General features: G+C 61.0%; 11 protein-coding genes. 5 read left to right on the top strand and 6 right to left on the bottom strand.

Features of this window, described 5'->3' with window-relative positions; all coding sequences use genetic code 11:
- Nucleotides 1–42: 42 nt before the first annotated feature.
- Nucleotides 43–1329, bottom strand: a complete 1287-nt coding sequence (locus HX811_RS08595) for an OprD family porin (RefSeq protein WP_003218115.1) — start codon at nt 1327–1329, stop codon at nt 43–45.
- Nucleotides 1330–1601: 272 nt separating this feature from the next.
- The gene (locus HX811_RS08600) at nt 1602–2309 is read right to left on the bottom strand and encodes a DsbA family protein (protein WP_102367902.1); all 708 of its coding nucleotides are present in this window, start codon (nt 2307–2309) and stop codon (nt 1602–1604) included.
- A 227-nt stretch (nt 2310–2536) separates the two neighbouring features.
- Between HX811_RS08600 and HX811_RS08605 the strand changes: the two genes are divergently transcribed.
- Nucleotides 2537–4609 (top strand): TonB-dependent siderophore receptor, encoded by a 2073-nt coding sequence (locus HX811_RS08605; RefSeq protein ID WP_177045557.1) that lies wholly within the window; start codon nt 2537–2539, stop codon nt 4607–4609.
- 132 nt (nt 4610–4741) lie between these two features.
- On the opposite strand, the gene HX811_RS08610 is transcribed toward HX811_RS08605, so the two are convergent.
- The 4 genes from HX811_RS08610 to HX811_RS08625 all read right to left on the bottom strand — a co-directional run bounded on the left by HX811_RS08610 (nt 4742) and on the right by HX811_RS08625 (nt 10224).
- The gene (locus HX811_RS08610; RefSeq protein WP_003213240.1) at nt 4742–4954 is read right to left on the bottom strand and encodes a hypothetical protein; all 213 of its coding nucleotides are present in this window, start codon (nt 4952–4954) and stop codon (nt 4742–4744) included.
- Nucleotides 4955–5197: 243 nt separating this feature from the next.
- Nucleotides 5198–6304 carry an agmatine deiminase gene (gene aguA / locus HX811_RS08615; RefSeq protein ID WP_102367900.1) on the bottom strand — a complete coding sequence of 369 codons (1107 nt, stop codon included), beginning with the start codon at nt 6302–6304 and terminating at the stop codon, nt 5198–5200.
- A gap of 6 nt (nt 6305–6310) precedes the next feature.
- Nucleotides 6311–7189 (bottom strand): N-carbamoylputrescine amidase, encoded by an 879-nt coding sequence (gene aguB / locus HX811_RS08620; RefSeq protein ID WP_008435737.1) that lies wholly within the window; start codon nt 7187–7189, stop codon nt 6311–6313.
- Nucleotides 7190–7314: 125 nt separating this feature from the next.
- Nucleotides 7315–10224, bottom strand: a complete 2910-nt coding sequence (locus tag HX811_RS08625; RefSeq protein ID WP_177045559.1) for an aminotransferase — start codon at nt 10222–10224, stop codon at nt 7315–7317.
- A 180-nt stretch (nt 10225–10404) separates the two neighbouring features.
- On the opposite strand from HX811_RS08625, the gene rfbB reads away from it, so the two are divergent.
- From rfbB to rfbD, 4 genes are read left to right on the top strand one after another with little or no spacing between them, the layout of a single operon-like run.
- Nucleotides 10405–11487, top strand: coding sequence for a dTDP-glucose 4,6-dehydratase (gene rfbB / locus HX811_RS08630; protein ID WP_177045561.1), 1083 nt, complete (start codon nt 10405–10407; stop codon nt 11485–11487).
- On the top strand, nt 11484–12359 hold the full coding sequence (rfbA, locus tag HX811_RS08635; protein ID WP_003213231.1) for a glucose-1-phosphate thymidylyltransferase RfbA: 876 nt from the start codon (nt 11484–11486) through the stop codon (nt 12357–12359). Before rfbB ends, rfbA begins: the two co-directional genes overlap by 4 nt.
- Complete coding sequence (rfbC, locus tag HX811_RS08640) at nt 12356–12901, top strand: dTDP-4-dehydrorhamnose 3,5-epimerase (protein ID WP_177045563.1); 546 nt, start codon at nt 12356–12358, stop codon at nt 12899–12901. Before rfbA ends, rfbC begins: the two co-directional genes overlap by 4 nt.
- A complete protein-coding gene (gene rfbD / locus HX811_RS08645; protein WP_177045569.1) occupies nt 12898–13779 on the top strand; it encodes a dTDP-4-dehydrorhamnose reductase in 882 nt (293 codons plus the stop codon). Before rfbC ends, rfbD begins: the two co-directional genes overlap by 4 nt.
- The last annotated feature ends 6 nt before the right edge of the window (nt 13780–13785 follow it).

Below are 13785 nucleotides of genomic sequence, written 5' to 3' on the forward strand. Positions count from 1 at the left end.
GGGGTTTTTTATCGCCTTGAATCAGGCGCGACGCCGAATCAATTAGAAAACGTTGATTGGGTAGTCGGCAAACAGGCGGATCTCGTTACCACCCACGTTGTAGTTGCTGGCGTTGTTGGAAACGCGCAACCACGACGCACGGGCACGCAGGCTCAGGTCTTTTGCCGGGCCGCTCTGTACTACGTATTTGAACTGGTTGAAGATTTCACGCTCGGTGCCACTGCCGCGGTTGGAACCGTCGTCAATGTTGGTGCCGCGCACGTAGGCGATGTTGTAGGTCAGGCCAGGCACGCCGAAGGCGCTGAAGTCCAGGCCGTAGCCTGCTTGCCAGGAGCGCTCGTCCTTGCCGTTGAAGTCAGACCAGTAGGAGTTGGCCAGCAGGATGGTGTTGCCACCGTCGCCGATGCCGCCTGCGTTGCGGTAGCCGCCGTACAGGTAACCGGTGTCACCGGTGCTGCGCTGGTGAGCCACGGTGAAGCTGTGCGGGCCAACGGCCCACGTGGCGCCCAGGCTCCAGATTTTGTTGTCGCGAGCGTCGGCGTCACCTTGGTTTTCCAGGGCGAAGCTACGGTCGAGCTTGGTCTTGTAGCCGTTGAAGTCGAAGGTCAACGATTGCTTCTCTGGCAGGGCCAGCACGTAGTTGACGTTGACGTATTGCTTCTTCAGCACGTCCTGCATGTTGGAAGCGTAGAGCGCTGCCGACAGGCTTTCGGTGAATTTGTAGCTACCGCCGATGTAGTCGATGCTTTTCAGCGCGCCACTGTCGGAACCCTCGGCGCTCTTGCGAGCTTCCTTGGTGAAGTGACCAGCGTCCAGTTGCAGGCCGGCGATTTCTTTGGAGACGATCGAGGTACCGGTATAGGTTTCGGACAACAGGCGGGAGTTGTCGTATTCCAGGACCGGCACGGCTGGCATCTGATCACCGTACTTGATCACGGTGTTGGAGATGCGTGCCTTGACGGCAGCGCCGCCCTTGGCCAGGTCGTTGGCCGCTTCGCCGCTGTCGCCTTGCTTGAAGAAGTCGATACCGCCAGCGCCGCTGCGACCTTTACCACCATCCAGGCGAATGGCGTATTGGCCGATCACGTCCACACCCACACCAACGGTGCCTTGGGTGAAGCCGGATTCGAACTTGCCGATGAAGCCCTGGCCCCATTCGGCTTTGTCTTGCTTGCCGTTTTTGTAGTCGCGGCTGATGTACGCGTTGCGTGCCGCGATGTTCAGGTGGCTGTCTTCAACAAAACCCTTCGATTGGGATTGGTCGTCAGCCATTGCTTGCGTAGCGCTCAAAATCCCCAGAGCGATCAGCCCCATCCGTTGCTTCAACATTTTCTTATATTCCTTATTACTGGTTGAGTACGCGCTGTGACACCAGGCTCCGTGTTGCTTTTCTGGTGTCGACTTTCCCAGATAAAAAAAGGCCCGCGGACGACGTGAAATGCCGCGGGCCTTTTTTTATTGGGGAAGTCATGGCGGTTAGCCACAGGCGTTGGGGCGAATCCTATCCGCGCCCTTTACTGTGTGTCAATTTCGTGAATCTTCTGTATTTAGGCTAAAAAAGTCTAAGAAACATTAAATAGCCATCATTGCGCAAGGCTCTATCAAGCGCTTCCTGGATCTGCACACCCCTGCAGGCCACACATTGGTGCACTCGATTGGGTGGGTTGAATCGAAATTGCGACTCTTTGTCTCAGCCACTCAACGAAGGCTTCTGGCTTGCCCAACCAGGGGCTGATATCGAGCAATTGCAGTTGCCCATTCTGCTCCAGGGCCAGTGTGGGGAAGCCCTGGCCGCCGACTTTTGCCAGCCATTGGCGGCTGTCATTGATGTGCGCTTGAGTTGCTGCGCCAAGGATTTCACTGAAAGCGGCGGTGAAGGCTTGGGGATCCAAACCGATGGATTCGGCCAGGGTCAGCAGCACGTCCTTATCGGCAATTCGGCGACCTTCGACGTAGTGCGCCGTTTGCAGACGCGCCAGCAGTTCCAGGCCTCGACCGGCGATTTTTTCTGCGGCCAGCACGGCGCTGGTCGGCGGGGCTGAATCGAACACCGCACCGTGGTCCCGCAACAAACCTTCGAAATACGCCTCGCCAAACGGTTGCCCGGTGTACTCGGCGATGCGCCGATCATGGGGCATTACGTAGTCACGCAACTGCGGCGATACGGATTGGCGATTCGCGCCGGTCATCATGCCGCCGCCGTGCAACTGGATTGATAACACGCTCCGGGCGGCGCTCAGCAGCGGCTCGGCGCCGTAACACCAGCCGCACAGCGGGTCGTAAATGTAGTGAAGTGTGGCTGCCGACATGGCGGGCTCCGATGGATGTTGATGACCGGCAGATTAGTCTTACGCACAATTGGGAAAAACCCCGGATCGGCTTTCAGACTGTTTCGAGAATCGGTCGAATACCCTTGAAAAACATACGCCGTAACATTTTTCAGAAAGGTCCGCCCAGGAATAGATAACCTGCGCAAATAGTAAGCATTATCATTAACGCGCTTTTATCCTGCCAACCTTTTTGGATACACACCCCAATGCCTGCCCTTCGCCTGACGCCCATGACCCTTGGGCTCTCTGTCCTGCTGTCTGCCGGATTTACCTGCGCTGCCACTGTCCTGCCGGAAACCTCCGTGAGCGCCGAAGCTGACGAGGACGACCCGCGCGTCAAGGAAACCAGCACCGCCACCCGCACCGCCACACCCGTGCGTTATGTGCCCCAGGCCATCGACTCGGTAAAAACCGACAGCCTGCGTTCCTACGGCACCAATGACCTGGGCCAGGCCTTGAGCGGTATACCCAACGTCAGCAGCGGCGCCGACACACGGTTCGACAGCCTGCGCATCCGCGGCTTCGACGCCAGCAACGACTTCTACCTGGACGGTGTTCGCGACGACAGCCAATACGTGCGCGACCTGCACAACATCGAACGCATCGAAGTACTCAAGGGCCCGGCAGCCGTGTTGTACGGCCGCGGCGGCCAGGGCGGCATCGTCAACCGTGTGAGCAAGCTGCCCCAGGCCGGTCGCGCCTCCAGCATCGAGGCCCAGGGCGGCAGCAATGATTTGCGCAGCCTGTACGCCGACCTCAGCACCGACCCCACCGACACCATCAGCCTGCGCCTGAACATGGGCAACCAGGACAACAACAGTTTCCGCGACGGCGTCAGCGGCAATCGCCAACTGTTTGCGCCGTCCATGAGCTGGCAACTGAGCCCCGACCTGAACTGGCTGGTGCAGTACGAATACAGCCGCTACAACCGCACGCCGGACCGAGGCATTCCCGGGGTCAATGGGCGGCCGGCGGATGTCAGCCGCGGCACCACTTATGGTGACAAGCGCGATTACATCGACGACACGTCCCAATCCCTGCGTTCGCGGCTTGCCTATGAGCTGAACGACAGTTGGCAACTGCGCCATACGTTGGGCGTGTTCACCCTGGACAGCGACTTCGATAACACTTACGCCGTCAGCTACGACCCAAAAACCGGCAAGGTCGGGCGCCAGCGCTGGCAGCAGGACTTGACCACCCGCAACATCCTCAACAACGTCGAACTGGAAGGCGGCTTCACCACCTTCGGCCTGGAGCATCGCTTGCTCACCGGAGTGGAATTGGGCAACCAGCGCCGTGACCCGAAACTCTATCGAGCGCCGCTCGCCGCTGTGCCGAGCGTGGATGTGTACAACCCCAACCCGGACCTGCGCCACTACGGTCGCCTGCCGGCATTCAGCAGCAGTCACACCGAAGCGCAAAGCCAGGGCGTGTATGTGCAGGACCAACTGCGCCTGAACGATCAATGGCAACTGCTCGCCGGTTTGCGCTATGACCGCTTTGATGTGGAGTCCACCAACAAACTGACCAACGCCTCGGAACAGGTCGTGAGCCACAGCACCAGCCCGCGCGTGGGCCTGGTCTGGACGCCGCTGGAACACCATTCGTTCTATGCCTCGTGGAGCAAGACGTTCTCGCCGACCGGCGGCGGCCTGATCGGCATCACGCCCAATGCCACGGGCAACGCCAACGACCTGAGCCCGGAGCTGACCAAACAGAAGGAAATCGGGGTCAAGAGCGACTGGCTCGACGACCGCCTGAGCACCACCCTGGCGGTGTATGAACTGGAGCTCTACAACCGCCGCACCCGCGACCCTCTGGACCCGACCATCACCCTGCTCAGCGGCGAGCAGCGTTCCCGTGGCGTGGAGTTGACCGCTACCGGCAAGATCGTCGGCAACTGGTACGTGCGCGGTGGCGTCGGCCTGCAGGACGCCACGGTGGTGAAAGACAACAATGGCTTTGAAGGCAAGCGCATCAGCGACGTGGCCAAGCGCAACGCGAGCCTGTTCGTCACCTGGAAACCGGGGATGGGCTGGTACGCGGAAACCGGGCTGACGCTGGTGGGTGAGCGCTATGCGGATAACGCCAACACGGTATTGTTGCCGGGCTATGGGCGTTGGGACGCACTGGCGGGGTTCCGCCAGAAGGAATGGGATGTGCGGGCGGCGCTGAACAATATCAGCGACAAGACGTACTACGCGTCAGCGACGAGTGCGGCGCAGATTCAGTTCGGCGACCCGCGCAGTCTGGTGGTGACCGGAACCTATAGCTTTTAAGGTTCATCGGGAGAAATGCAGTCAGTGTGGGAGCTGGCTTGCCTGCGATAGCGGTAGGTCAGGTAGTGAATATTTGGCTGATACACCGCTATCGCAGGCAAGCCAGCTCCCACATTTGATCTCTGTGATCGTTCAGCCTTGCATCAATTCACACAACGCCTGCACCTCGTCCTCGCTGAACAGCCCCGCCGGGTACCGTTCGCTCATCACCCGGCGCGGGTCGGGCGTCCTGATCTGCCGCGAACCGTTTGCCTTCAACCAGAGCGCCAGCGCGTGGATCGCGTCACCGTTCACCCGCAAAGGGTGGAACGTGCGCGTGTACATCAGGTTGATATCGGCATTCATTTCAGCGCTCTCTCCGACGGCATGAGCGGCTAACTTACTCAAGGTTTATGACAGAACCGCTTAGTCATACACCGTGCTGTGTGTCGCAACAGCGATACAAGAGCTATGCCAATGTGCCCGGTTTGTCGGCACTTGCACACAAAAAAGCCCGCGAACCTGACGGGCCGCGGGCTTGCTGTGAGCGCGCAAAACATGGCGCACTCGATTGCCGTTAAACCCGGCACCAGGCTGTTACAAGTGCACTCAGTTTTTGTGCGGCGCCGGCTGCTGTTGGGTCAGGCAGTGGATGTTACCGCCCCCCAGTAACAGTTCGCGGCCAGGCACCATCACCACTTCATGCTGCGGGAACAGGTTCTGCAGAATCTCCTTGGCGCGGCTGTCCAGCGGGTCGTCGAAGCTCGGCGCGATGATGCCACCGTTGACGATAAGGAAGTTGACGTAGGAACCGGCCAACCGCACGGTGGGATTGCGCTCCTGGGTGCCGTCTACCGGGTCCACGCCTGCGCATTCTTCCTCGGTGGCGTACAGCGGCCCCGGGATCGGCATTTTATGCACTGTGAACGAGCGGCCCTGGGCGTCGGTGCTGCTTTGCAGTACGTCCATGGCGGCATGGCAGCGCGCATAGTTCGGGTCTTGCGGGTCGTCGGTCCAGGCCAGCAACACTTCGCCCGGGCGCACGTAGCAGCAGAAGTTATCCACATGCCCGTCGGTTTCGTCGTTGAACAGGCCATCCGGCAACCAGATGATCTTATCCACCGCCAGGTTGGCGCTGAGCACCGCTTCGATTTCCTCACGCTGCAGGTGCGGGTTGCGATTGCGGTTAAGCAGGCATTCTTCGGTGGTGATCAGGGTGCCTTCGCCGTCGACGTGGATCGAACCGCCTTCCAGCACAAACCCTTCGGTGCGATAACGCGGGCTGCGCTCGATCTCGAGGATCTTGCCGCCCACCTGGGAGTCGCGGTTCCACGGCGAGTACAAGCCACCATCAAAACCGCCCCAGGCGTTGAAGTCCCAGTTCACACCACGCACTTCACCGCTGTTGTTGATCACGAAGGTCGGTCCGGTATCGCGGACCCAGGCGTCGTCGCTGGACATTTCCACCAGGCGAATATTCGGCACGTCCAGGCGCGCCCGGGCGTTTTCGTACTGGCCGGCCGAGACCGCCACGGTCACCGGTTCAAAACGTGCGATGGCCTTGGCCACCGCCACATGGGCGGCCTGCGCCGGCTTGCCGCCCAGGCGCCAGTTGTCCGGGCGTTCGGGCCAGATCATCCAGGTCTGGGTCTGTGGCGCCCATTCGGCAGGCATGTAGAAGCCGTCGGCGCGGGGGGTGCTGTGCAAAGTGGTCATGGCGATTCAGGACTCCAGGGAACCGTCGAGGGTTTTAAGCGCACCATACAGGTTCGGACGGCGGTCGCGGAACGAACCCCAGGCGCTGCGAATGTGTTCAAGTTCATCGAGATCGAAGCGGTGCACCAGGATGCCTTCTTCGGTTTCGTTGAGTTCTTCTACTTTCTCGCCGAACTGATTGGCAATGAAGGACGAGCCGTAGAAGGTGATGTCGTAGCCGTCTTGCTCTTCGTTACCGATGCGGTTGCTGGCGATCAGCGGCATCAGGTTGGCGCCGGCATGGCCTTGCTGTACCCGCTGCCAGTGGTCGCGGGACGAAATTGTCTTGTCGTGGGGCTCACTGCCGATGGCGGTCGGGTAGAACAGGATTTCCGCGCCTTGCAGCGCCATGCTGCGGGCGGCTTCCGGGAACCACTGGTCCCAGCAGATGCCCACGCCGATCTTCGCGTAGCGGGTGTTCCACACCTTGAAGCCGGTGTCGCCGGGGTTGAAGTAATACTTTTCATGGTAGCCCGGGCCGTCCGGGATGTGGCTTTTCCGATAAATCCCGAGGTTGGAGCCGTCCGCGTCGATGATCGCAATGCTGTTGAAACGCGCGCGGCCGGCCAGTTCATAGAAACTGATGGGCAACACCACCTGCAGTTCCCGGGCGACCTTCTGGAAGTGCTTGATCGCGACGTTATCTTCAACCGTGGTCGCCAGTTGCAGGTAGTCCGGGTTCGGCTTCTGGCAGAAGTACGGGGCCTCGAACAGCTCCTGGATCAGGATGATCTGCGCGCCCTTGGCGGCGGCCTCACGCACCAGCCTTTCAGCGGTTTCGAGATTGGCATCAAGGTCCCAGGAACAAGCCATCTGGGTCGCGGCAACGGTAACGATACGGCTCATGAATCATCTCCTCGGCGGCGGGCAAGTGGACGCCTTTATAGCGGATAAAAATCGGCTTTTGAAGCTATTAAATATCCGCCCATCGAAAAATGATCAAATTTTACCGATAACAATCGAGTTTATTGTTACAAGCCTTCCTCCAGAACCTTCGCCAGCATGTCGACGAAGAAATCCACACTGTGCCGTGAGGTGACCATCGGCGGCTTGATCTTGAGGATGTTCAGGTAGTCGCCGGTGGGTTGCATGAAGATCCCCAGCTCCCGCAGCCGGTCACACAGCAGCGCGGTCTCTTCGGTGGCCGGTTCCAGGGTCTGTCGATCGCGGACCAATTCCAGCCCCAGGTAAAACCCGGAACCATGCACTGCGCCCACCAATGGATACTGCTCGACCAGCGCCTCCAACCGCGCCTTGAAGTGTCCGCCCACCTCCTGGGCGTTTTCCCACAGCTTTTCTTCCTCCATCACATCCAGCACCGCCATGCCGATCCGGCAACTCACCGGGCTGCCTCCCGATGAGGAGAAGAAGTAACCCTCGGCCTCCAGCGCCTCGGCGATTTCCCGGCGGGTGATCACCGCGCCCAACGGCTGGCCATTGCCCATGCCCTTGGCCATGGTGATGATGTCCGGCACCACGCCCTGCTCTTCAAAGCCCCAGAAGAAATGCCCCATGCGGCCGTAGCCCACCTGCACTTCGTCGGCGATGCACACGCCGCCCTGCTCACGAACCAGCGCGTACACCTGCTGCAAATATCCCGGCGGCAAGGAAATCCCGCCGGCATTGCCATACACCGGCTCGCAAATGAAACCCGCCAGCTGGCGATTCTGCGCGGCGATTTTCGCCAGGTTGTGTTCCACGCTGCGTACGTAGTCGGGGGCGCTGTCCTGCCCGCGAAACTCGCCGCGATAGGTATTCGGCGCGGTCACCGGGTGCACCCAGTCCGGGCGGCTGCTCAAGGCCTGGGGGTTGTCGGCAATCGAAGTCGACACCGCATCCGCCGCCACCGACCAGCCGTGGTACGCCTCCAGCACGCTGAGCATGTCGCGCCCGCCGCTGTAGGCCCAGGCCAGGCGAATCGCCAGGTCGTTGGCCTCGGTACCGCTGTTGACCAGGAACACCCGGTCCATGGAGTCCGGCGCCAGCGCCAGCAAACGCTCGGAGAATTCGGCAATCGCCGCATAGTGGAAGCGCGAGTTGGTGTTGAGCAGCGACCATTGCCGCGCCGCCACCTCGGCCATGCGCGGGTGACCGTGGCCGAGGACGGCGACGTTGTTGAGCATGTCGAGGTAGGAACGGCCCTGCATGTCGATCAAATGGTTGCGCCAGCCGCGCTCGATGCGCGGCGGGTCGACGTAATAGTGCTTCTGCGAGCGGGCGAAGCTGGCGTCCCGGCGCGCCAGCAGGGCTTCGGGGTCCAGCTCCGGCTCGGCGTCGCAGGCCAGTCCCAGCAACGTGGCCGGGGATGGGCAGAGCGTTTGCCATGCCGCCGCCCGGGAAGGCGTGCAGAACAGCGGTGGCTCAAGCTCGGCGCGGCACAGTTGTACTGTCAGCGGCGCGACCACGTCGCCGATTACCTGGCCTTTTACCACTGCGGCGCCGTGCTTCAACAAGGCGTTCACGCCCCACAACCGAACACTCAACTGGGCGCTATGCAGGCTCAGCAGGCCGTCGGCGCCATGGCGCAAGGTGCCGGCGAACGGTGCTTCCACCGTGGCGCCCAAGGGCATGTGCAGCTCTACGTGAAGCGCGAAGGTGTCGGGCTCGACGGCACTGTCGGGTTGGGTGCGGGACAGACGGTATTGACCATAACGACTGGCTGCCAGGCCATGGACCACGGCCGCTTGTTCCAGCAATCGGCGATCAATGCCCTCCTGCTCCCAGTTACCGGCCTCGAAATGCGGGCTGAGCACGCCCAGATCGATCAACGCGAATTCACGCCCAACGAGCCCCGGCAACAAAGGCGCGAAGCCTTCACCGACAATCGGCGGCAATTCGGCGCCGACACAGTTCAGGATCGCCGCCTCCATCAATTCAAAGGGCACCGAGGTGGCTACGTGGAAAATTTCCCACTCATGCTCGGCATTCTTCAACAGGTAGGCGTTATCCGGGTCCAGGCGTTGCTGCTGTTCACTGCTCAGCACCAACACCGCGGCCCGCGCGACGATCAGCGGCCATAGCACCTGCAACTCTTCGCGCTGCAACGGCGTGATCCGGTGGCACGCCTGGATCGCCGGCAGGATCGCGAACGGATCTCCCTCGGCATGATGCAGCAGCGCCGCGCAGGTCACCGACAGGTCGGCAATGCGCCAGGTGCGCACCAGGTCGCCAAAATCGATCACCCCCTCAATCTGCCAATGCCGCTGGGCATCGCGCTGCCAGACCACGTTGTCATCGGTGATGTCCATGTGCACGGCTTGCCAGGGCAGGCGGTCGGCCAACGGCCGCAGACGCTGCCCTACCTGCTCCACCACGCGCTCCAGTCCGGCCCGATGCGGGAGGTTTTCGAGGGTCGACAGCAAATGAGTGATCAGCTCAAGGGCATGGCGTGGGTCCCATTGCAGGGTACGTTCCAGGCCCGGATGCTCGAAGTCGGCCAGCGCCTGGTTCATCCGCCCGCAGAGTTCGCCGAAGCCTGCGATCACCTCGCGCCCCAGATGGGGCAGATGGGTCAGCGGCTGGCCGTCGATGTAGTCCAGCAACCGCAGGTGCACGGCTTGCCCGGCGACGGTCTCGGTCAGCAGTTCTTCGCCAGCCAGCGACGAGATCACCTTGGGCACCCGTACATCCGAATGTTCCTGCAGATGCTTGAGGGCTGCGTGCTGGGCCTGCAACTCGACGGCGGCGTAGTCGCCCCGGCAGATTTTCAGCACAAAACGGCCACGCTCGCTGTCGATACGGTAGTTGAGGTCTTGCTGGCTGCCGAGGGACTGCAACGCCCCACCCAGGCCGTAATGCTGCTCAAGTAGCTGCGTCGCAGGCACAGGCCCGACTTGCGGGCAAGGCAGGCTGGCGCGATGAATCAACGTGGCGAGCAACATGTGAAGACCCCTGGTGTTTTTATCAGGCGCCTATATCGCCATTGTTGAAGGGGGTTACGCAACCCCTGCAAATACGGTGTTTCGGCACGCAAATTGCCATCGGGCCTTGCACCGTCTCGCGCCACAACTCAAGCTATGCTCCATTCGCTTAATGTCCGTCTAAGGAAAAGGGCTTCCGACATGCGCATTCTCATCACCGGCGGCGCCGGATTCATCGGTTCCGCTCTGATCCGGCACCTGATTCAACACACCGAGCACGAAGTGCTCAACCTGGACAAACTGACCTACGCAGGCAACCTCGAGTCGCTGACCAGCATCGCCAGCGATAGCCGTTATGAGTTCGTCCAGGCCGACATCATCGACCAGGCCACCGTCAGCGCCATACTGGCGCGCTTTGCGCCCCACGCGATCATGCACCTGGCGGCCGAGTCCCATGTGGACCGTTCCATCGACGGCCCGTCGGATTTTATCCAGACCAATATCGTCGGCACCTACAGCCTGCTGGAGGCCGCACGCGGTTATTGGCAGAAGCTGGAAGAACCGGCCAAGAGTGCCTTCCGCTTCCACCACATCTCCACCGATGAAGTGTATGGCGACCTGCACGGCGTCGATGACCTGTTCACCGAAACCACGCCCTACGCCCCAAGCTCGCCGTACTCGGCCAGCAAGGCCGCGTCCGATCACCTGGTACGCGCCTGGCAGCGCACTTACGGCCTGCCGGTGCTGTTGACCAACTGCTCGAACAACTACGGCCCGTTCCACTTCCCCGAGAAGCTGATCCCGCTGGTGATCCTCAACGCCCTCGCAGGTAAACCATTGCCGGTGTACGGCGACGGCCTGCAAGTGCGCGACTGGCTGTTCGTCGAAGACCACGCCCGCGCGCTGTTCAAAGTGGTGACTGAAGGTGTGGTAGGCGAGACCTACAACATCGGCGGCCATAACGAGCAGAAGAATATCGACGTGGTGCGCAGCATCTGCGGCCTGCTGGAAGAACTGGCACCACAACGCCCGGCGGGCGTGGAGAAATTCACTGACCTGATCACCTTCGTCAAGGATCGCCCGGGCCACGACCAGCGCTACGCGATCGACGCCAGCAAGATCGAACGCGAGCTGGGCTGGGTGCCCGAAGAAACCTTTGAAACCGGCCTGCGCAAAACCGTGCAGTGGTACCTCGATAACCTGGAATGGTGCCGCAGGGTCCAGGACGGCAGTTATCAGGGTGAACGACTGGGCAACACTGACTTTAAGGATCTGATCGCATGATGAAGGGAATCGTATTGGCCGGTGGCTCCGGCACCCGTTTGCACCCCATTACACTGGGTGTTTCCAAGCAACTGCTGCCGGTGTATGACAAGCCGATGATCTACTACCCGATCTCGGTGCTGATGCTGGCCGGGATCAAGGAAATCCTCGTGATCTCCACCCCGGCAGACCTGCCGCAATACCGCAACCTGCTGGGCGATGGCAGCCAGTTTGGCGTGCGTTTTACCTACGCCGAACAACCGTCGCCGGACGGCCTGGCACAAGCGTTCTTGATTGGCGAAGAGTTCATCGGCGATGACCCGGTGTGCCTGATCCTGGGCGACAACATCTTCCACGGCCAGCATTTCGGCGACCAACTGCGCACTGCTGCAGAGCGCCCATCTGGTGCCACGGTGTTCGGTTACTGGGTGAAGGACCCGGAGCGTTTCGGCGTGATCGATTTCGACAGCGAAGGCCGCGCACTTTCCATTGAGGAAAAACCCGCCAAGCCAAAGTCGAGCTACGCGGTGACCGGCCTGTATTTCTACGACAACGACGTGATCAAGATCGCCAAGGCGGTCAAGCCATCGCCGCGCGGCGAATTGGAAATCACCGACGTCAACAACGCCTACCTCCAGCGCGGCGACCTGCACGTGGAACGCTTCGGCCGTGGCTTTGCCTGGCTGGACACCGGCACCCACGACAGCCTGCTGGAAGCCTCGACGTACGTTCAGACCATCGAACACCGCCAAGGCCTGAAAGTGGCGTGCCTGGAAGAAATCGCTTACGAGAACGGCTGGATCGACCGTGATCATTTGCTGGAACGGGCCAAATATTTTGGCAAAACCGGCTATGGTCAGTACTTGTTCACTCTCGCTGGGGAAACTAAATGAATGTAACCGCCACTGAACTGCCCGGTGTATTGATCATCGAGCCGAAGGTTTTTGGCGATGAGCGCGGTTTTTTTTATGAAAGTTTCAACGCCAGGGCTTTTGCCCAGGCGACTGGTTTGCAACAAGAGTTCGTGCAGGACAACCACTCGCGCTCGCAAAAAGGTGTGCTGCGTGGCCTGCACTATCAGGTCGAGCACGCCCAGGGCAAACTGGTGCGTGTAACGGCTGGTGAAGTGCTGGACGTGGCGGTGGATATCCGCCGCAGCTCACCGAACTTCGGCAAATGGGCGAGCGCACGCTTGTCCGCCGAGAATAATCGCCAGCTGTGGATTCCACCGGGATTTGCACATGGTTTTGTGGTACTCAGCGACTACGCCGAGTTCCTCTACAAAACCACGGATTACTACACGCCCTCGGCAGAACGCTGCATTCGCTGGGACGATCCGGACCTCAACATCGACTGGCAACTGACCGGCACGCCAACCTTGTCCGCCAAGGACCAGAACGGTAAAAGCCTGAAAGAAGCCGACCTGTTTCCATGAACAGCCCGTTGAAAATCCTCATCAGCGGCCAACACGGCCAGGTCTCCCGGGAGCTGCAACAGCGCCTCCAGGGCCTGGGCGAGTTGGTCGTGTTGGGCCGCGACCAGCTTGACCTGACCCGTCCCGAGCAGGTCCGCGAGCAAGTGCGCGCCCATCGCCCGGGCCTGATCATCAACGCAGCCGCCCATACGGCCGTCGATCAAGCCGAGAGCGAGCCGGACGTGGCCTTCGCCATCAACGCCACCGCGCCCGGGATTTTTGCCGAGGAAGCCAAGGCACTGGGCATTCCGCTGATTCACTATTCCACCGACTACGTGTTCGACGGCAGCAAGGCCGCGCCCTACAACGAGGGCGACGCAACCAACCCGCTGGGCGTCTATGGCGCCAGCAAGCTGGCGGGCGAACAGGCGATCGCGGCCGTCGGCGGTGAACACCTGATCCTGCGCACCAGCTGGGTCTACTCGACCCACGGCAAGAACTTCCTGCTGACCATGCAACGCCTGCTGCAGGAAAAACCGCAGATGCGCATCGTCGCCGACCAGATCGGCGCGCCGACCTGGGCCGGGACCATCGCCAACAGCACCCGTGCACTGATCGAGCGCTGGCAGGCGGGCCAGGCCGGGGATTGGGGTGTCTATCACCTGACGGCCCAGGGCGAGACCTCGTGGTTCGGCTTTGCCCAGGCCATCGGCGAGCAACTACGGGCCAACGGTCGTGCCTGCGCCGAGCTGGAAGCGATTCCCTCCAGCGCCTATCCAACACCGGCCAGACGCCCGCTGAACTCGCGCCTCGATTGCAGCCGCCTGCAACAGCAATGGCATGTCTCGCAACCGCAGTGGCATGACGCATTGCGCGAGTGTCTTGCCGAGCAGCACTAGGCATAA

The sequence above is a fragment of the Pseudomonas sp. F8002 genome, from assembly GCF_013385495.1.
In the GTDB taxonomy this organism is placed as follows: Bacteria; Pseudomonadota; Gammaproteobacteria; order Pseudomonadales; family Pseudomonadaceae; genus Aquipseudomonas.